Source organism: Streptomyces sp. NPDC002619, assembly GCF_042889305.1.
GTDB lineage: Bacteria > Actinomycetota > Actinomycetes > Streptomycetales > Streptomycetaceae > Streptomyces.
Window position 1 is genome coordinate 28854 of record NZ_JBIAQV010000048.1, and the last position, 19972, is coordinate 48825.

The window sequence follows — 19972 nt, forward strand, 5'->3', positions numbered from 1 at the left end:
TTCACGCATGGTGGCGCACACAAGATAATTGATCTATTATCAGCCTCCATTGGAGCCTGAGCGTTCGGAGGGACCGCAACTTATGGCGCGACAGGTCAAGCAGGTCGATCGGGTCATCATCCGGTTCGCGGGCGACTCCGGCGACGGGATGCAGCTGACCGGGGACCGGTTCACGCAGGAGTCGGCGGCGTTCGGGAACGACCTGGTGACGCTGCCGAACTTCCCGGCCGAGATCCGCGCCCCGCAGGGCACCCTGCCCGGGGTGTCGTCGTTCCAGGTGCACTTCGCCGACCACGACGTCCTCACCGCCGGCGACGCGCCGGACGTGCTGGTGGCGATGAACCCGGCGGCGCTGAAGGCGAACCTGTCCGACCTGCCCAAGGGCGCGGCGATCATCGTGGACACCGCCGACTTCACCGCGCGGAACCTGGCCAAGGCCGGCTACAGCTCGAACCCGCTGGAGACCCTCGGGGACGCCAACGACCTGCTCGGCGACTTCCAGGTCTTCCCGGTGGACCTGACCGGGATGACGGTCGAGACGGTCAAGGAGTTCGGGCTGTCCCGCAAGGACGCCTCGCGGACGAAGAACATGTTCGCGCTCGGGCTGCTCTCGTGGATGTACGGCCGCCCGACCGAGACCACGATCGCGTTCCTGGGCAAGCGGTTTGCCAAGGTCGAGGACATCCGCGACGCCAACATCGCGGCGTTCAAGGCCGGCTGGAACTTCGGGGAGACCACCGAGGCCTTCGCGGTCCAGTACGAAGTGAAGCCCGCGCCGATGGCGCCAGGGGTCTACCGCATCGTCTCCGGCAACCTGGCGCTGGCCTACGGGCTGGTCGCCGGCGGCGTGCAGTCCGGGCTCGACACAGTGCTCGGCAGCTACCCCATCACCCCGGCCTCCGACATCCTCCACGAGCTGAGCAAGCACAAGGCGTTCGGCGTCACGACGGTCCAGGCCGAGGACGAGATCGCCGGCATCGGCGTCGCCATCGGTGCCTCGTTCTCCGGCAAGCTCGGCATCACCTCGACCTCCGGTCCCGGCGTCGCGCTCAAGTCCGAGGCCATCGGGCTGGCGGTGATGACCGAGCTCCCGCTCGTCGTCGTCGACGTGCAGCGCGGCGGTCCCTCGACCGGCCTGCCCACCAAGACCGAGCAGGCCGACCTGCTCCAGGCCATGTTCGGCCGCAACGGCGAGGCGCCGGTGCCGATCGTCGCGCCCCAGTCGCCCGGCGACTGCTTCGACGCCGCCGTCGAAGCGGTGCGGATCGCCGTGACCTACCGCACCCCCGTCATGCTCCTCTCGGACGGCTACCTCGCCAACGGCTCCGAGCCCTGGCGGATCCCCGAGGTCGACGACCTCCCGACCATCGACCCGAACTTCGCTCGTCCCGACGACTTCGTCGTCCCAGACGCGCGCAACACAGGCGTGCCCCCGGCCGGTGGCCTTGCCCCGGACGCAAACCCCTCCCTGCGAGCGTCCGACGATCTCACCGCCGGCCGGGGGCGCATCCAGTTCCTTCCCTACTCGCGCAACCCACAGACGCTTGCCCGCCCGTGGGCGATCCCCGGCACCCCCGGCCTCGAGCACCGCATCGGCGGGCTCGAGAAGCAGGATGGAACTGGCAACATCTCATACGACGCCGACAACCACGCCTTGATGGTCCGGACCCGCCAGGCCAAGATCGACGGCATGGCAAAGTCGATTGCCCCACTGCAAGTCGACGACCCGACGGGACGAGCCCGACTACTCGTGGTCGGCTGGGGTTCGACATACGGCCCGATCGGCGCTGGCGTACGTCGAATCCGGCGGCGGGGCGGGCACATCGCGCAGGTGCACCTGCGCCACCTCAACCCGTTCCCTGCGAATCTTCGTAGCATCCTGTCCAGGTACGACAAGGTTCTATGTCCCGAGATGAACCTTGGCCAACTCTCCCTGCTGCTGCGAGCCAAGTTCTTGGTCGACGTCCAACCCATTACGACCGTCCGGGGCCTTCCGTTCCAAGCGGCAGACCTCGAACAGCACTTCCTTGCCCACCTCGACGAGTTGGAAGGCCCGCATCTGTGACTACGATTGACATCCCGTTTCACGGGCTCCGTTCGGGCGTCGAGGGCGTCCCGACCTTCGAAGGCGAGCAGAGCGCGAAGGAGTACACCTCCGACCAGGAGGTGCGCTGGTGCCCCGGTTGCGGCGACTACGCGGTGCTCAAGGCCGTCCAGGGGTTCCTGCCCCAGCTGGGGCTGCGCCGGGAGAACATCGTCTTCGTCTCCGGGATCGGCTGCTCGTCGCGCTTCCCCTACTACCTCGACACCTACGGCATGCACTCGATCCACGGCCGGGCGCCGTCGATCGCGACCGGCATCGCCACGGCGCGCGAGGACCTCTCGGTGTGGGTGGTCACCGGTGACGGCGACGCGCTCTCGATCGGTGGCAACCACTTGATCCACGCGCTGCGCCGCAACGTGAACATGACGATCCTGCTGTTCAACAACCGGATCTACGGGCTCACCAAGGGGCAGTACTCCCCCACCAGTGAGACCGGCAAGGTCACCAAGTCCACACCGATGGGCTCGGTCGACCGCCCGTTCAACCCGGTCTCCCTGGCGCTGGGCGCCGAGGGCACCTTCGTGGCCCGCACCATCGACTCCGACCGCAAGCACCTCACCGCGGTGCTCTCCGCGGCGACCGCGCACCGCGGCACGTCGTTCGTGGAGATCTACCAGAACTGCCCCATCTTCAACGACGGCGCCTTCGACGCGATCAAGGGCCAGGACACCAAGGCCGACGCGATCATCCCGCTCGAGCACGGCCAACCCATCAGGTTCGGTGTCGACGGCGCCAAGGGGTTGGTTCGCGACTCCGAGACCGGCGGCGTGAAGGTGGCCCTGGTCGCCGACGTCGGCGAGGACGCGCTGATCGTGCACGACGCGCACAACCCGGACCCGACGCTCGCCTTCTCGATCTCGCGGCTGACCGACTCCGGGTACCTCAACCAGTCACCGATCGGCATCTTCCGCCAGGTCGAGCGGCCGACCTACGACGACCAGGCCCGCGCGCAGGTCGCCACCGCCCGCGACGCCGTCACCGGCACGCCGGCCGAGCGGCTCGCCGCGCTGATCGGCGGGGGCGACACCTGGACCGTCGTCTGACACCATGCACTCATCGTCAAACGACAACAAACAATGAGGGACTCTATCGGGGATCTTGAGATTTCTTGATCATTGTCCTTGGCGCCACCAGCGGGGCCGGGGTAATTCGTTCTCGTCGAGGTACTGCTGGAAAGCCGTCGGTGAGCGAGGGCGGTAGCTGGAGTCTGTCGGTTCCTGAGTGCTGAGGCGTTCGATGTTGACGGCGATCGCGGTCAGGACGTGCTGGACGTGGGCTTTGGCGACGCCGTGGTAGCGGCAGCGGCGCATCTGATGGTCGTTGACGAACTCGTTCATGGTGCCCTCGATGCCGGAGCGTGAGGCGTAGAGCCGTTGCCACTGCGGGTCCTGGCGGAACTTGCCCGCCAGAACGGGGACGCAGAGACACCAGCTCACCTCATGTACGGCAGTCGACCTTCGGAACCAAGCCGAGCCTGCCCGATGACCATGCCCTTCCACCTGGGAATCTCAAGATCCCGACAGAGCCGCTCAGTGTCCCCAAGAGCGGTGCCGTCGCCGGGATTCGGATCCTGCACAACGCGGCACGATCCGCGGTCAAGGCCCGTACGGCGGCGCTCAACCAGATCGGACACATCCTGGTCAGCGCGCCTGACGGCATCCGCACGAAGTACGAGGTAGTGCAGGGCGACAAACGCATCGACGCCCTGGCCCGACTCCGGGTCGGCACCGACCCCGTCCACGCCCCAATCCTGACCACCCTGTGCACACTGGCCAAACGCGTCCAGAGCCTGACCGAGGAACACACCGCCCTGACCTCGGAGTTGGATGCCCTGGTCACGCGGCTCAACCCCGGCTTGCGCGCCGGCTACGGGGTCGGACCCGACACCGCGGCGCAGCTATTGATCACCGCTGGTGACAACCCCGCCCGCTTGCGCACCGAAGCGTCCTTCGCAGCATCGGCGACGTCGACCGCCCAGACCACGTCCTCGTCGAGGGCCAGCACATCGGCGCGCAGGGCCAGCAGCTCCGGCTCATCATTCAGAACTCGTCGCGACAGCAGCCGTGCGCCCTCCGTGCTCAGGACCACACAGTGGTGATGGTTCTTGCCGATGTCCGTGCCCGCCCAGATCTGGGCCACCTGTTCCGGTCGTTCAACATGTGCTGTTCTCCCGGACGACCTCGCCGACGTGGTCCTACTCAGCGATCCGCCCGAAGGCGTCCGCAGCGCCTGACTTGTTGAATCGACCCCAGACGCCCGGTCTGCAGCCGTAGCGTCCAGGGCGCCGGTCGGCACGGGCTCGCATAGCTCCTTGCCGCCCTGCCGGGCTGGCTCATGATTAGCGTTCCCCCGCCGACCGGCACCCGCGCGGTGTGGCTCGATCCTCGCGGTCACGGGATCGCTTCTGGGCTGCTCGCTTGGAACGTCACACCGGCCCACTGCTCGAGCTGGCGGGCGACGAAGGTGAAATCGGCGTCCGGGAAGGCCGCGACCGTACTCTCGAATAGTTCGTTGACCGCCCGGCCGACCTTGAGGGGCACCTGCAGCTCGTCGGCCCTGGCCAGCTCCAGCTTGAGGTCCTTGTTCATCAGCGCGGCGCGGAAGCCGTAGTTGTAGCTGCCGGTGAGCACCGCCTTCGGGAACTTGTCCCGGGTCGCGGTGTTCATGCCTGTGCCGGCGTTGAACACGTCGATCATCGTGCGGGCGTCCAAGCCCTCCCGTACGCCGATCGCCATCGCCTCGGCTGTCAGCGCGAGGGCACCCGCAGCGAGCAGGTTGTTGGCCAGCTTCATGGCCTGACCGAGACCGACCTCGGCGCCGACGTAGAAGACGTTGCGGCCGAACGACTGGATGATCGGCCGCGTCTGCTCGAACACATGGCGGGCGCCGGAGGCCATGACGGTCAGCGTGCCGCTGCGGGCCCCGTTCGCCCCGCCGCTGACTGGTGCATCGAGGGCGTCGATCCCGCGCTGCGCCAAGGCCGTGGCGACCTCGCGGGCCACGACCGGACCGGTGGTGGACAGGTCCACGTAGGTCTTCACCCGACGCCCATAGGCCAAGCCGTTCTGGCCGATTGCCACCTCGGTGACGGCCCGCGGATCAGGGAGACTGACCAGGACCACGTCGGCGCAGTCGCCGATTTCAGCGACCGAAGCGGCCACCCGCACACCCTGCTCCGTGAAGGATTCAAGGCACGCGGGCCGGACATCGAAGAGCACGACGTCATGACCGTCGTCGACGATCCGCTGGGCCATGGGCTGTCCGATCTGCCCCAGTCCGATGAAGCCCACTGTCGGCATGTTTCCCCACCGTTCGCCAGATCAGAGCCGTTCGCCGATTCAGAACCGTTCGCCGGATCAGAAGTCGCCAACTATGTTGCGCAGCCTGGTCCCGGCGTCACCGACCTCGATCTCGATCACATCACCGGGCCGCAGATAGGGCCCGTGCTCGCCCTCCTCCAGCGCGGTGCCCATGGGTGTGCCCGACACCAGTACGTCACCGGGGCCCAGGCCGACATAGGGAACCAGCAGATCGTAGGTGCTCTGGAAGGGGTACATCATCTTGGCTGTCGATCCGTCCTGCCGCTTCTCCCCATTGACGAAGCTGCGAAGGCTGAGGTCCTGCACGTCGATTCCGTCCTCGACCACCACCCATGGTCCGGCCGCGTTGCCGGTCAGCCAGTTCTTCTGCAAGGCCCACACGAGCGGCCCGGCATCGATACGCGGACCGCTGGGAAAGTAGGTGTCCCGGACGCTGATGTCGTTCCACGCCGTGTATCCCCAGGGGTTCAGGCGGCCGTCCGGCGTCGGGCTGCCCACGATGACGGCGGCCTCGACCTCGTAGTCGAGCTTGACCTGCCCGGGGGGCGGGACGATCTCGGCGCCCGGCCCGATGACGGTGCCGGGAATGACCATGAATCCCGACGGCAGATCCGCCAGCACCTGCTGCTCGACGTGCTCCTCGGTGAACGGGGCGCCCTTGATGACGCTGAACGCCCGAGCGAGGTGGTCGGCGAAGTTCGCTGCCATCGCAAACACGCGCGCCCGCGGCGAGGACAGCGGGGGAAGCAGGTGCAGGGCGGCCAGATCGCGCACAGGCAGTGCCGGGTCACCGGATTCGGCCCGGTCGAGCAGTTCCTCCACAGCGGGCCGGACCACCGGCCAGCCCGCGATCATGGCGTCCCAACTGACGCTGTCAGGGCTGAGGAACGCGCGGACGATCTGGGCCGCGGGGATACGGCTCGCCGAGGGGGACGTCACTGCGGCAGTCAGGTTGAGCACCCGGTCACCGCTGACCACCACACCGGTGGACCAGTTTCCGAACCGCACGAATTTCATCCCGTTTCCTTTCCTCCCGCGCGGCGGCCGCCGCGCTGCCTGAGATCACTTACCGGCTGACACACATGCATCAGCTCACCCGCCGACGCTTCGACGCTCGACCCGGGCGTCAACGGCGACGATCGACCCGTCGTCGCGAACGAGTACCGGGTTGATGTCGAAGGACCTGATGGCCGGATCGCTGTGCAGCGCCTGCGACAGCCCCGCCACGGTCTCCACGATCGCGTCGAAGGCGCCGCGCCGTTTGCGCAGCAGGATCGCCAGCGTCGTGGTGTCGAGGGCGCGGCGTACCTGACCGGCGTCGGCCGGCGCCGGGATCCTCGCTATGTCGCTGTACGGTTCGGCGAACCCGCCGCCCAGACCGACCAGGATCACCGGCCCGAATTCGGCGTCACGGTGCCCGCCGATGAACACGGGCAAGTTGGAGTAGACGTGCTCCTCCACGGTGACGCCCTCGTCGGCGGCGTGCACCGGCCAGCGCCCGAGCGCGGAGTCGGCGAAGTCCCGAATCGTGACGTCGTCGCTCACAGCCTGCAGCAGCGCGCCGGCGTCGGCCTTGTGAGTGAAGGCGTTGCTGCTGAACTTGAGTGTCACCGGGAATTCGATCTCGTGCGCCCGGCGCACCACCGTCTCGGCGTCACCAGCCAGCACGGCCCGGTTGAAAGGCACTCCCAGATCGGCCAGCAGCTGCCGCGCGGCCCAGTAGGTCAGCAACTCCGCCGGGGCATCGTCGCCGGCCGCGGCCCGTACGGAATCGGCGCTGATCGACGGTAGCTGATCACAGCGGCGGGCATAGCCGTCGTAGTGGGCGATCGCCCGCACCGCCCGCACCGAGCCGTCGAACAACGGCCATCCAGTCTCCCGGATCACCCCCACTGCGCCGGACGTGGCATCCCCGGCCATCCAGGCCGACACCGCGATGTTCCTCTGCCCGGATGCCCGCAGCCCCTCAATATGCGGGCCGAGGGAGGCCACCGCCCCCTCGGTGGCAAGCACCGGCAGCGCCAGCAAGACGGCATCGGTGCCCCCGTCACCCGCCACCGCCGCGATCTGCCCGGACAGCGAATCGGGCGCGGACACGGCCAGGGCGGCCTGGGTGTCGAACGGGTTGGCCGGAGTGACCTCGGGCGCGATCTGGCCGAACTTCTCACAGGTCCCCGGCGACAGCTCAGCCATACTCAGGCCCACCCGGGACACCTCATCGGCCACGATCGCTCCGTCTCCCCCCGACGGCGTGACCACGCCGAGCCGGTGCGCCCGCCGCCTCGGCACGCCCCACCGGGTGATCAGCGAGGCGACCTCCCACAGTTCGTCAAGCTCATCAACCTGGATCACGTTAAGGTCACGCAAGACCGCGCTTTGCACCTCGGCCGCCCCCGCAACCGACCCGGAATGCGTCGCGACCGCCAGCCGGCCCGCCTCGCTGCGCCCCAGCTTCAGCGCCACAATCGGCTTGTTCACGGCCTGGGCCCGCTGGGCGAACTCCACGAACTTCGCCGGCGCGCTGAACCCCTCAATGATCGTCGTGACAACGTCCACGCTCGGCTGGCTCAGCAGATAGTCACCGACGTCCCACAGATCAAGGTCGAGCTGGTTGCCGGTCGAGACGGCCATGGCAATGCCGACACCACTGCTGATGCTCCGGTTGACCAGCGTGTTGCACAATCCGCCGCTTTGGGCCACCACGCCGATCCGGCCCGCCAGCAGGTCCGCCGGGTGGTTGTGCGCGGCCCGGGGGACATAGCCGTCGACCACATTGAACAGCCCGGCGGTGTTCGGGCCCAGAATCCGCATCCCCGTCTGCTCCAGCAGTTCCACCAGTGCCTGCCGGGTCGCGGCCCCCCCGGCGGCGCCGCCGGCCTCGCCGAACCCGGCCGCCACCAACGTGGCAGTCCGGATCCCCAGCTGAGCGCATTCGGCCAGCGCCTGCACAGCGCGGGCAGCCGACAACACGATCACCGCGGTGTCGGGCACCTCCGGCAGGTCAGCCACCGACGGCAGGGTCTTGACCCCATACACAGAAGAACGGTTCGGGTTCACCACATACAGGCGGCCACTGTATTTGTGGCGCAGCAAGTTGCGTACTGAGCCGCTGGTCAGCTTGCCCTCGACCTCATTCGCGCCGATGACAACGACCGACTGCGGCCGAACGATCGATTCCAGGGCCTCGACCGGATCAAGCCCCGGACGGGTCGGATAAGTGTGCATGTCAGTCCGTCCTCAGCTCGCCGCGACCGAAGCGTCCGGACCGCCGGACCGGGCCGCCTCCGCCCGAGCCACGATCTGCCGGGCACCCCGGAAGAACGGCCCGTCGACCATCGCCCCACCAACGACCCCAACCGTCGATGACTCGGCGTTCTTCTTCGACTGCACCGCCAGCACGCTCTCAGCCCACTCCAGATCCTCCGGTTCAGGCATGAAGGCACAGTTCACCGCGTCCACCATCGCCGGGGTGAAGGCGCAGATGGTCTCGAAACCGAGCCGCAGCAGGTAGCGGGCCTCGCGTTCTGCTCCTTCCGGGTCACGAAGGATGGTCGGGATACCAGTCATGGGGCTGATACCAAACGCGCGGCACGCCGCGACCAGTCTCGACTGGGCGTACAGAACCTCCTCACGGAAGCCCTTGTCGCCGGCCATCGTGTAGCGGCGGACGTTGAGTCCCAGGTCGGCGCCCAGATCACCCGGGCCCAGCACCAGGGCTTCCAGCCGGCCCGGTACCGCCGCGATCTGCTCCACATTCACCAGACCCTTGGCCGATTCGATCAGGCCCCACAGCTTCACCGGCTCCGCGCCCGGGCACTCGTCGATGATCTTCTGTGCCTCCTCGATCTCGCCGGCGGTATCGACCTTGGGCAACCAGATCGCCGCCGGACAGGCGGGGGCGACGGCGAGGATGTCCTCCCGAGCCGCCGAGGATTGCATCGCGTTGACCCGGACAACCACGTCCTTACCGTGCCAGTCGACACTGTGCAGCAGCTCGACCACGCGTGTGCGGGCCTCAACCTTTCGGTCCGGGTGGATGCCGTCCTCGAGGTCGAGCACGACGATATCCACCGCACAGTCAGCCGCCTTGCGGACTTTGTAGTCGTCAAGCAGCGGCGTCATCATGAACGAGCGCCGGATCCGTGTCATGAAATGTTCCTCTCCCAACTCGCGCGGCCCGAGCCGCGCCTCAGACGACCGCCAGCGGGTTCACCGGGCTCCCGGTACCGCCGGCGATGCGCAGCGGAGCCATCGTGAAGAGGAACTCGACAGCTCCGCTCGCGGACAACTCCTCCAGGTTCAGCAGTTCCAAGATGTAAATGCCGTAGTCGCGCAGCAGCATCCCGTGGCCGCGCGAGCCGGTTTGAATGAATACGGGTGAAGCAATCTCGACGCCGATGTTGTCCGCCCCGATGAGCACGACGTCCTGGCTGGCCAGCCAGCGGACGGCGTCGATGCCCAGCCCCGGCCAGGCGAACTGGTTGTAGCTGTCGGGGTCGGAGTAGTACACCGAGTGCCAGCCGGTGCGGACAAGTACTGCGTCACCAGGCTCGAGCGCCACATCGTGGCACGCCTTCAGGTCGTCGACGGTGATCTCGTAGTCGATGTCCACGTGATCGATGCCCTTGCTGCGGGCGACGTCGAACAGCACCCCTCGGGTCACGAAGTGGGGCGCGTTCTCGATGCCCAGCTTGCTGGCGCCGAAGCTGTTGACCGTGTCGCGGCTGAACCCGTTGTAGAGGGTCTGGTCCTTCCAGCCGTGCGACAAGGCGTCGACGTGGGTGGTTGAGCCGTGAATGCGGATGCCCAGGTAGTCCTCGGAACTGAAGTAGTTGTCGCCGCGGGTCGAGCATCCCGATGCCTCGTCGCCGCCGTCGTAGAGCATCATGTGCAGGGGCCGGATGAAGAAGCCCCGCACGCCGTCGGGCGCCATCGGCACGCCATCCGGACGAATGTCCTGCCCCAGGGAGTACACCTCGCCGCGCTGCGGTATCGACAGCGCCGACAGCCGCTTGCGCGCATCGATCAGATTCAGTGCACCGGCCTGGTCTTCCTTCCCCCAGCGGCCCCAGTTCCCGTCCATTACCTGCTCCTCACCGCAGTTGACCAGTGACCGGCCAACCTTTTGGATATTCGTCGCACTGCCCTACAGGCCGATGCGTCCATCAACACCCGACCCGCCTCAGTTGCCGGGCTTGGCCTCACCGGCCGCCGCGGCGGTGATCACACCCTCTCGCCGTGGTTGCGGCACCGTGAATCCATCCGTGCTCACCACGGCCGGCCAACTGGCCAGCAGCGTCTCGGGCGTGGGGTCCTCACCGAGTGCCACACCAGGCGTCTGGCCGAGGAACAGCCGCGACACCCGCGCCCCGGAGGCCATGAACATCTCCCCGGTCATGGGGCACGACTCATGCGCGAGGAGGGCGACCAGGACAGCCACGCGGTCGGGCGAGAGCATCTCGTTCCCGGCGAACCGAGCCCCAGCCGGCCCGCTCGCCGTCATGCGCGTACTGGCGACCGGAGCCAGCATGTTGACCCGGATGCCGACGTCGGCGCCCTCCATCGCCATCACCTTCGACAGGCCCAGGACTCCGCCCTTGGCGCTGGCATAGGTGGCGGAGTTGTCGATTCCGAACAGCGCCGACGAGATGGTGGTGATGATCCGCCCGTATTTTTGGGCCGCCATGTGGGGCCACGCCGCGCGGCAGACGGAGTACGTCCCCCGCTGGTGGACAGCGATCAATGCGTCGAGATCTGCGATGGTGGTCTCGGCGAAGGGCCGGCGCCGCAGGATGCCGGCGTTCGCCACCACGATGTCCACCCGTCCATAGGCGTCGACCGCGGCACGGACCAGTGCCTGGGCCTGCACCGGGTCGGACACGTCGCTATGGTCGGCGAGCGCCACCCCACCGTCGGAGACGATCTCGCCGACCACCGTCGCGGCCGGGTCCTCGCCTGAGCGGCCCTGCGCCCCGTCGACGGACCCGCCGATGTCGTTGACGATCACCGCAGCGCCGCGCTGGGCCAGCAGGCGAGCGTGGGCCCGTCCCAGCCCTCGCCCGGCCCCGGTGACAATCGCTACTTGGCCGTCGAAGCGCAACTCTCCCTGATGGCCGGTCATGAGCCGACACCCTCCTTCCGCACGCCACCGTTGGCCTCGGCGCGCTGCGCCAGTTGGCCCTCAGTCACCTCGCCGTCGATGCGCTCCCAGATCTCGCGCGCGATCGGCTCGCGCATCTCCTCCATGGCGTGCGCGACCAGGCCGGCTGACCGGGCGACGATGCCGAGCCCCTGGGCCTGCAGCGGCGTGAGCCCGAGGTCGACCGCGATCGCGGCGATGGCGCCGGTGGCATTGATCGGCAGGGCCCGGCCCTTCTTCGCCTCCGCTGTCGCCTGGATCGCGTGCATCATCTGGCAGGCTGCGCCGAACTGCTCGGTCTCGCGGGCGATGTCGAACAGGCGGGGGGTGCGCGGGTCGATCGGCTTGTGCTTGGGGTGACCGATCCCGGGCAGAGGAACCCGGGTGGACAAGAACCGCTCAACGACCCGCTCGGTGACCTCGGTGCCAGACGTTCCGGCCGAGCTCTCAGCGACGGCTTCGCTGAGCATCTCCGCTGCCGTGCCGATGCTTCCGACAAAGACACTGCCCAGACCCAGCAGCCCGGCCGCCACGGCGGCCTGGAGGGATTCCGGTGCGCCGAGGAACGTCATGCGGGTGGCGATGGAGCTAGGCGTCTGGCCGTGCTCAACGAGTGTGACGAGGAGCGTGTTGAACATTCGGGCCTGCGGTGGTGTCGGCATCGCGCCGGTGAGCGCGAGGAAGGTCATCCCGCCGAAGTCGATGGTGCCGAGCAGCTCACCGGGGAGGTCACGGCCGTACACGTAGATCTCGCTCGGGGTGCTCCAGCCGAGCGACGAGCGCAGGGGGCGCGATGTCATCATCCGGGTCCTTCGTTAGATGTCGCCGAGCCCAGCGGTGCGTTGAGCGCCGCCAGGGCAGTCCAGTGGTCGTCGAAGACCCAGGCCCTGGAGAAGGCGTCGACTGCTGACTCGGCCGTGCCGTTGTGGATCGCGGGGTATGCCTGCTGCGTGGTCGCCGTCATCCCGACGCTCATCGGCTGCGGCGCCTGGACGATGCGGGCTGCCGACTTCTCGACGGCGGCGGCGAACTGGGCGCGCGGAACGCACGTCCCGAACAACCTGCCATGCCCTGGCTTCGCCGGTGCTGAGACCGTGCCGAGCGTCAGGAGGTAGGTAGCCCGGCCCCGGCCGAGCTGCGTGAGCCGTTCGATGCCCCAGGCAGGCATGGGGTTCAGGCGCACCTGGGTGAACCCGGTCACCACGTCCTTGGACGCGATACGGGTGTCGGCGGCCGGCGCGCCCTCCGCAGCGCCGCCGAAGGCGTCGCCGTTGAGGGCGGCGGTCACCATGGCCAGGTCCGCCGACATGTCAGATACCGACATTCAGGACCCGGCTGCGGGCCGCGATGCCGGTCTTGTCGGACAGTTCGAGCGCGAGCCGGCAGATCGACGTCACGTCAACGCCGGGATCGAAGCCGAGCCCCTGGCACAGCCCGGCCACCTCCTCGGTGGCGACGTTGCCCATCTCCGTGCGGTTGCCCGGGATGACGCTTCCGGCACCTACACCCAACATCGACGTGTCGAACATCCGGATCCCGGCGTCCAGCGCAGCAAGGACGTTGGCGATGGCCAGGCCGTGCCGGTTGTGCAGGTGCAGTCCAAAGGCAACGTCCGGGAACCGGGACCGCAACTGGGTGGCCATGTCGAAGACGTCCGAGGCCGGAGCCATGCCGAAGGTGTCTCCGACCCATATCTCACTCAGGCCGATCTCGACCAGGCTGGCGACGATCGAGTACACCCGCTCGGGGTCGATCGGGCCCTGGTAGGGACAGGTGAACGCGACGCCCGCGCCGCCCAGCAACGTGATTCCTTCGGCCTTGGCGAACGCCGCCATCTTCTCGAGTTCGGCCAGGCCTTCGTCGATCGTCTTCTGAACGTTGCGCCGCTGGTACTCCTCGCTGCAGGAGATCATGCCGATCATGCCCACGCGGCCGGCGGCACCGGCGCCGGCCGCCCGCACCAGGCCGCGCAGGTTCGGCGTCACCGCCCGGAAGACGGTGTCGAACCCGGTCGGCAGCCCCTGCAGGATCTCCTCGGCGTCAGCAAACTGCGGCAGGACGCGTGGGTGGGCGAAGCTGGCCACCTCGACGCCCGGCATACCGAGTTCGCACAGGCGGCGGATGATGTCGAGCTTCCGCTCGACCGTCAGGTAGGCCAGCGCTGAGTCCGGCATGGCCTGGGCACCGTCACGCAGAAACGTCTCGGCGAGGAAGACCTTCTCGCCCGCTTGCGCCGCCGACCGCCACCGCGGCGTGTACGCGCTGCTGTCCGCCATCGCGACTCACCTTCCCTGGAAGTTGGGCTTGCGGCCCTCGCGGAAGGCGCGCTGACCCTCCTGGCAGTCCTCGCTGGTGTAGATGGCGGCGCTCAGCTCGTCGGCGAGGAGGAATCCGGCTGCCCGCCCGACGTCCATGGCCCGGTGGATCAACTGCTTGTTCGCGCGCACGGTGATGGGCGCATTGTCGCGAATTTCCTCGGCAATGGACCAGGCCGTCTCGTAGAGCTGCTCTTTCGAGACGACGTGGTTGACGTAGCCGACCTCATAGGCGCGCTGGGCGGACATGTGATTGCCGCGCAGGAGCAGCTCGAGGGCGATCCCGGACGGTACCGCCCAGAGCAGGGGCACCGCCCACGGCGCTCCCCGGCCGACCTTGACCTCGGAGATGCCGAATGTCGCGTCCTCCGACGCGATGCGGATGTCGCAGGCAAGCGACAACGCGAATCCGCCGGCCAGGGCCCAGCCGTGGATCGCCCCGATGATCGGCTTCTTGCTCTCGAACTGGTAGGTCGCGCTCGGGTATCGCACCGCCCGCAGGTTCTTGGTCTCTTCGAAGATATGCTGCGCGCCGGACTCGGACATCTCCTTTAGGTCGCCGCCGGCGCAGAACGCCTTGCCGTTGCCGCGAAGGATGGCGATGTGGGCGTCGTCGTCACGATCAAACTGCCGGAAGATCTCGGGGAGGCGGTCCACCATGGCTACGTTCATCGCGTTGAGCCGGTGTGGGCGGTTCAGCGTGATGGTCGCGATCTTGTCCTTGACCTCGTAAAGGACCGGGTCTTCTTCAGTCATTGAAATTCTCCTCACTTACTGCCGTTCATCACCCGGACTGCTCGCCTGAAAGCTGTCTTATTCCGCAATCACCGGCCGCAGTTGAACCCGAACATCGATCGCGGCCATCTGCCCGCTCTCGGTGTAGGCGAGCGGGTTGACGTCGATCGAGTGCACCGTTGCGCGGCTATTGGCGGCGACCTGGGACAGCGTGGATATGACCGCGGACAGTTCGTCGACCAGCGCGTCGTACGCGCGGCCGGTGCGGCGCGCCAGCCCCGTCAGCGCCGCGACGACCACCGGCACCGAACTGATCATGTCGGCCGCCTCCTCCGGGGACACCGGGGCGACTTCCACCGCGACGTCCGGGGATTCCTCGACGGCGCTCCCGCCACGGCCGAAAGCGATCACCGGACCGGCCTGCGGATCATCCACCGTGCCGAGGAACAGTTCGACGGCGATGGGCGCCATCGTCTGCATGAGCACCCGCGCGTCACCGGCGACCGCCCGCGACATCAACTGCTCGGCCACCTGCGCGGCTTCGTCCTCGCCGGCGACACCCAGAACGAGCCCGTCGGAACTCGCCTTGTGCGGCATGTTGCTGTCCATGATCTTCATGGCGACCGGCGACCGGCCGAGCGTGAGCCACGCCTTGCGCGCCTCGGCACCGCCGGTGACCGACCTCTCCTCAAGGAACGGGATTCCCAGCCGGGTCAGTTCGGAGCGGGCGGCGTCGTGCAGGACGAGCTTCGAGGTTCCCGGCGCGGGGGTCTCTCCGAGCCAGCGCTCGCCGGCCGCCTCGGCCGGCCGCGTACGGTTCTTCCCGGCGCGCGCGGCCGCGTAGGTGCGGACCAGGCCGGCGGTGTGCAGGCCGCCGACCAGGCTGTGGCCGCTGTCGGCGATGGCGACCCCGGCCTCGATCAGATCGGCCCGGTGCTCCTCGGCCAAGGGGCCGACCGCGTAGGCGCACGCCGACTTGGCGGCGTGCTTGGCCTTCGCCGCGGCGAACGCGCTGACGACCGGTGCGATTCCCCTGGCCTTCGGCGGCAGCAGCGTCGACATCAGGGCGACGGCATGCATGGCCGGATCGGAGAAGATCGCATCGAACGCCTGGGCCAGCCACTGCGGGTCGTTTCCGTGCCCAGCGAGGTCAAGCGGGTTGTACGGCTTGGTGAAGGTGAGGAGCTTGTCGAGCTCGGCAAGGGTGTCCGGGCTGAAGTCGGGCAGGGTGATCCCCGCGTCAGCGGCGAGGTCGGCGATCAGCGCGGCACCGGCACCTGAGGTCGAGATGACGGCCAGGTCAGCGTCGAACGGCTCGCCGTTGTCGAGCAGGGCGAGGGCGAACATCGCGCTCTCCAGGTCGCTGGTCTCGACGATGCCGAGCGAGCGCAGCCAGGCCGAGAAGGCACGGCCGCCGCCGGCGACGCGCGCGCTGTGCAACTCGGCGGCATGGCGGCCCTTCGGGCTCTTGCCGAAGGTCACCGCCAGCACCGGCTTGCCCACTTCGGCCGCTCGGCGGGCGGCCCGCTCGAACACGTCCGGCCGCGTGATGGTGTCCAGCAGCAGGGCGATCACGCGGCACCGGTCGTCATGCACCATGAACTCGAAGAGTTCGGCGGCATCGATGTCGGCCTCGTTGCCGGTGGACACCGCGTAGGAGATGCCGCCGCCGGCGCGTTGGACACCGGCGATGAATGAGCCGAGCACGGCTCCGGTCTGCGCTACGACGCCGACGCCGCCGGGGCGCAGAGCGTGCTCATGGCTGGTGTTGAAACCGAGCGACAGTCCGTCGATGGCATTCCACAGCCCGTTGCAGTTCGGGCCGAGCAGGCGCAGGCCGTGTGACCGGGCCGTCTCCACCAGCTCGGCCTGCCGGTCGGCTCCCTCGCTTCCGGTCTCGGCATACCCGCTGCTGCCGATCACCGCATAGGGCACACCGTGGGCAGCGCAGTCTTCGATGACCGACCCGACGGCGGCGCCGGGGACGGAGATGAAGGCGACATCGACGGCGGAGTCAAGGTCGGCGATGCTGCGTGCACACTGCACGCCCTGGATTTCGGCGAGCTCCGGATGGATGACTGACAGCCGGGCCAATCCGGGCCGCGCTTTGGCGAATTCAAGGGCCATTGCGCCCAGGGTGCGTTCGCGGCGGGAGACACCGATGAACGCGATGTGCTGGGGCGAGAACAGCTTCGACAGGTCACTTACGTCCGACTGGGGTGTCACAGACTCACCTTCCCGAAGTCGGAGCATGGCCGGGCACGCTGGCGTGATGCCGCTGTTCAGCCGGGCACGGACTGGCCAATGACCCAGCATATATCTTATAATATATCATGGATGCGATCACCTTCCTAGCTTCTGTTCCACACTGGATGCTGCTGCACGGGCTGCGTCATCCCTGCTGGCCGAGGTAGGCCGCTTCCACTTCGGGCATACGGCCGAGGACCTCCTGCGCCGATCCGCTCAGTGCCACGCCCTGGTCGCCGTAGACATACGCACGGTCGGCGGCGCGAAGGATCATGTGCACGAACTGCTCGACGATCAGGACCCCGACACCCAGCTCGCGCACGATGACGCCGAGTCGTTCCAGCACGGCCCGGGCCATCAGCGGGGCCAGCCCGATGCTCATCTCATCGATGAGCAATACCTTGGGCTCGGCAACGACCGCGCGGGCGATGGCGAGCATCTGCTGCTCGCCGCCGGACAGGAGGCCGGCCCGCCGCCCCATGAGCGGCTCGAGCATCGGGAAGTAGGTCAGCGCCTGCTTGATCCGTGAAGGCGGCGCCGCTGCCCGAAGGTTCTCGGCTACTGTCAGCCGGGTGAACAGGCACCTGCTGTCGGGTACGTGGCCAAGGCCGCGCTGCGCGTTGCGGTGCGGCCGCCGGGTGTCCACTTCCTGGCCCAGCAGTCGCACCCGCCCGGCCATGGGGGCGACCAGCCCTGAGGCCGTCAGCAGCGTGGTGGTCTTGCCGGCGCCGTTGCGCCCGAGCAGCGCCACGATCTCGCCGGGTTCCACATGCAGATTCACGTTCGTGACCACGGGCACCTGGCCGTAGCCGAGCGAGACGTCGTCGAATTCAAGCAGGCTGGTCACAGTGACGCCTCCAGTCCCTGGACGTCGATGTCTTCGGCGTCGCCGAGGTAGGCGGCGATCACCGCGGGGTCCTGGCGCACCGTCACCGCCGGCCCGGACGCGATCAGCCGACCGTTGTCCAGGACGTACACGTCGTCGCAGACGTCGAAGACCAGGTTGACGTCGTGCTCGATGAGCAGCACCGAGGCGCCGGAGTCGGCCAGCTCGTGCAGCCGGCCGCGCAGCACTTCGCGTTCCTGCCGGTCGAGCCCTGAGGCAGGCTCATCCAGGATGAGCAGTGCCGGCTCGCTGACGACCGCGCGTGCGACCGCGACAAGGCGGCGCTGGCCGGCCGAGATCGCCGCCGGCCTGCGCTGCGACACTCTCTGCAGTCCCAGTCGGCGGAGCTCGCCCTCGACCCGGCGCCGGGCCGCGACGCGGGTGGACCGGCCGCGGTCCGCGGCGGTGGCAACGCCGCTCAGCACGTTTTCGTAGACCGACAGCTGCTCGAACAGTTCCAAGCCCTGGAAGGTGCGGGCCAGGCCGGCGCGGGCGCGGGAGTGCGGGGTCTTGTGGTCGAGGCTCACTGACCGCAACGCTATGCCGCCGGTGTTGCGGGCGAATCCGGACACGGCATCGACGAAGGTCGATTTACCCGACCCGTTCGGCCCGATCAGGCCGGTGACGCGGCCGGCGGCGACGTCCAGAGCGACGCCGTCGAGCGCGGTGACCGCCCCGAACCGTACGGTGAGGTCCGCGACGCGCAGGATGGGTTCGCGGGCGTCGGCCGCGGCGGGTTCGCGACGCTCGCGCTGCTCCGGGACGCCGTCCTGACCGGCCACTTCGGTGGTCGGCGTCGGCCCAGGCTCGGTCCGCGCCCGGCCGATCCGGCGGAGCACAAACGCTTGCACGGCGGCTAGCTGCCGACCGTGGAACGGCGCGATGCCGTCGGGCTGTTTGACCACGGCGATTAGCACGAAGACGGCGAAGACCAGGTTCACCCAGTACTGGATGTCTCCGACCGGCAGCAGGAACTGCAGCCAGGTGACGATCAGGCCCCCCGGTGCCGCCAGGCCGGCCACCACCGCCCCGGAGAGGCTGCCGATGCCGGCCACATAGAGGTAGCCGACGAACAGGATCGAGGCCAGTGGCGTGAACTGGTCAGCCACCACGACGCCGCTCTGGTACACCAGCAGCGAACCGCCGACGCCGGCGAGCGCGGCCGAGATCGTGAAGGCCAGCAGCTTGGTCCGGCTGACATCCCATCCCACCGCGGCGGCAGCCCGCTCGTTGTCCCGCACCGCGAGCATCCTGAGCCCCGGGCGGCTGTTGCGCAGCCACGCGGTCGCCGCCATGCACAGCACCAGCACGAACAGCACCATCACCCCGAACCGGACCGGGTGGCCGAAGGGGCTGAGCGAGAAGCCGCCCAGACTCGGCGCCGGTACGGGGTTACCGCCGCCGGCACCGGTGATGTTGATGTTGTTGAACAGCGCCGACTGGACGGCCACCGCCGCCGCCAGAGTGAGCACGGCCAGGTTGAAGCCGCGCACGCGCAACGACGGTATGCCGACCACCAGGCCCACCACGGCGCTGACCACCATCGCCGCCAGCAGCGGCGCAGGGAACGGCCAGCCGAGGTCATGGGCGAACCGGGACGTGGCAAACCCCCCGATGCCGGCCAGGACGAACTGGGCCAGCGACACCTGGCCCACATACCCGGTGACGATCACCAGCGAGATGGCGATGATCGCGGTGATGATCGAGATGATCAGAGCGCTCCGGTACTCCTGGCCGAAGAAGATCAGGCCGAGCACGGCGAGGCACAGCCCGACTCCCGCGCTCATCGTCGGCCTGGCCGGCGTGACCTCGGGCGTCCGCGGCGACGAGGCCAGCGTGCCGCGGTCCGGGATCGGCCGGCCCGTGACCATGAGCACGATGACCAGGATCCCGAAGGGGATCAGGTCAGTCAGGGCCGGCTGCGTCCAGTAGCCGCGGACCAGGGACTGCAGCACCCCAAGGACAAGCGCGGCCAGGGTGGCGACGGTGAACGACGAGAACCGGGCGACCAGCGCCGCGGCCAGGCCGGGCACGACCAGCAGCACCAGGTTGGACATCTGCAGCCCGGCGATCTGGGTGGCCGCGACGCCCGCCAGCCCTGCGATGGCAGAGCCCAGCACCCAGTTGATCACGGCGATCCGTTCGGGTGACCGGCCGATCAGCGTCAGGCCCTTCTCCGTCTCGGCCGCAGCCCGGGTGTAGATGCCGAACCGGGTCTTGCTGAAC

At 68.4% G+C, this 19972-nt stretch carries 16 protein-coding genes and 1 pseudogene; 2 read left to right on the forward strand and 15 right to left on the reverse strand.

Translation table 11 applies throughout. The features are described from left to right. Window positions 1-82: 82 nt before the first annotated feature. Window positions 83-2065, forward strand: coding sequence for a 2-oxoacid:acceptor oxidoreductase subunit alpha (locus ACFYXB_RS38675; protein ID WP_389589665.1), 1983 nt, complete (start codon window positions 83-85; stop codon window positions 2063-2065). After that, complete coding sequence (locus tag ACFYXB_RS38680; RefSeq protein ID WP_389589666.1) at window positions 2062-3147, forward strand: 2-oxoacid:ferredoxin oxidoreductase subunit beta; 1086 nt, start codon at window positions 2062-2064, stop codon at window positions 3145-3147. Before ACFYXB_RS38675 ends, ACFYXB_RS38680 begins: the two co-directional genes overlap by 4 nt. 69 nt (window positions 3148-3216) lie before the next feature. On the opposite strand, the gene ACFYXB_RS38685 is transcribed toward ACFYXB_RS38680, so the two are convergent. From ACFYXB_RS38685 to ACFYXB_RS38755, 15 genes and pseudogenes are all read right to left on the reverse strand, one after another. Then, window positions 3217-3540 carry a transposase gene (locus ACFYXB_RS38685; protein WP_389589667.1) on the reverse strand — a complete coding sequence of 108 codons (324 nt, stop codon included), beginning with the start codon at window positions 3538-3540 and terminating at the stop codon, window positions 3217-3219. A gap of 520 nt (window positions 3541-4060) precedes the next feature. Continuing rightward, window positions 4061-4243: pseudogene (locus ACFYXB_RS38690) on the reverse strand (transposase); the annotation flags it as partial. A 251-nt stretch (window positions 4244-4494) separates the two neighbouring features. Beyond that, window positions 4495-5403 carry an NAD(P)-dependent oxidoreductase gene (locus tag ACFYXB_RS38695; RefSeq protein WP_389589668.1) on the reverse strand — a complete coding sequence of 303 codons (909 nt, stop codon included), beginning with the start codon at window positions 5401-5403 and terminating at the stop codon, window positions 4495-4497. Between the two features lie 57 nt (window positions 5404-5460). Continuing rightward, entirely contained in the window at window positions 5461-6441 is a 981-nt protein-coding gene (locus ACFYXB_RS38700) for a fumarylacetoacetate hydrolase family protein (RefSeq protein WP_389589669.1), read from the reverse strand. Between the two features lie 75 nt (window positions 6442-6516). Beyond that, window positions 6517-8649, reverse strand: a complete 2133-nt coding sequence (locus ACFYXB_RS38705; protein ID WP_389589670.1) for an acetate--CoA ligase family protein — start codon at window positions 8647-8649, stop codon at window positions 6517-6519. Window positions 8650-8661: 12 nt separating this feature from the next. Continuing rightward, complete coding sequence (locus tag ACFYXB_RS38710) at window positions 8662-9573, reverse strand: HpcH/HpaI aldolase/citrate lyase family protein (RefSeq protein ID WP_389589671.1); 912 nt, start codon at window positions 9571-9573, stop codon at window positions 8662-8664. Between the two features lie 40 nt (window positions 9574-9613). Beyond that, window positions 9614-10507 carry a cyclase family protein gene (locus tag ACFYXB_RS38715; RefSeq protein WP_351359536.1) on the reverse strand — a complete coding sequence of 298 codons (894 nt, stop codon included), beginning with the start codon at window positions 10505-10507 and terminating at the stop codon, window positions 9614-9616. Between the two features lie 99 nt (window positions 10508-10606). After that, window positions 10607-11545, reverse strand: a complete 939-nt coding sequence (locus ACFYXB_RS38720) for an SDR family NAD(P)-dependent oxidoreductase (protein WP_389589672.1) — start codon at window positions 11543-11545, stop codon at window positions 10607-10609. After that, window positions 11542-12363 (reverse strand): citryl-CoA lyase, encoded by an 822-nt coding sequence (locus tag ACFYXB_RS38725; RefSeq protein WP_389589673.1) that lies wholly within the window; start codon window positions 12361-12363, stop codon window positions 11542-11544. The genes ACFYXB_RS38720 and ACFYXB_RS38725 overlap by 4 nt, the downstream gene beginning before the upstream one ends. After that, window positions 12363-12872, reverse strand: a complete 510-nt coding sequence (locus tag ACFYXB_RS38730) for an enoyl-CoA hydratase-related protein (RefSeq protein ID WP_389589674.1) — start codon at window positions 12870-12872, stop codon at window positions 12363-12365. The genes ACFYXB_RS38725 and ACFYXB_RS38730 overlap by 1 nt, the downstream gene beginning before the upstream one ends. A 1-nt stretch (window position 12873) precedes the next feature. Then, window positions 12874-13839, reverse strand: coding sequence for a hypothetical protein (locus ACFYXB_RS38735; RefSeq protein ID WP_389589675.1), 966 nt, complete (start codon window positions 13837-13839; stop codon window positions 12874-12876). Between the two features lie 6 nt (window positions 13840-13845). Beyond that, window positions 13846-14634: an enoyl-CoA hydratase/isomerase family protein gene (locus tag ACFYXB_RS38740; RefSeq protein WP_351359521.1), complete on the reverse strand. Its 789-nt coding sequence runs from the start codon at window positions 14632-14634 to the stop codon at window positions 13846-13848. A gap of 57 nt (window positions 14635-14691) precedes the next feature. Then, window positions 14692-16839 (reverse strand): acetate--CoA ligase family protein, encoded by a 2148-nt coding sequence (locus ACFYXB_RS38745; protein WP_389589676.1) that lies wholly within the window; start codon window positions 16837-16839, stop codon window positions 14692-14694. Between the two features lie 166 nt (window positions 16840-17005). Further along, window positions 17006-17707, reverse strand: a complete 702-nt coding sequence (locus ACFYXB_RS38750; protein WP_389589677.1) for an ABC transporter ATP-binding protein — start codon at window positions 17705-17707, stop codon at window positions 17006-17008. After that, on the reverse strand, window positions 17704-19972 hold a 2269-nt coding region (locus ACFYXB_RS38755; protein ID WP_389589678.1), incomplete at its 5' end, for an ATP-binding cassette domain-containing protein. The genes ACFYXB_RS38750 and ACFYXB_RS38755, both read right to left, overlap by 4 nt.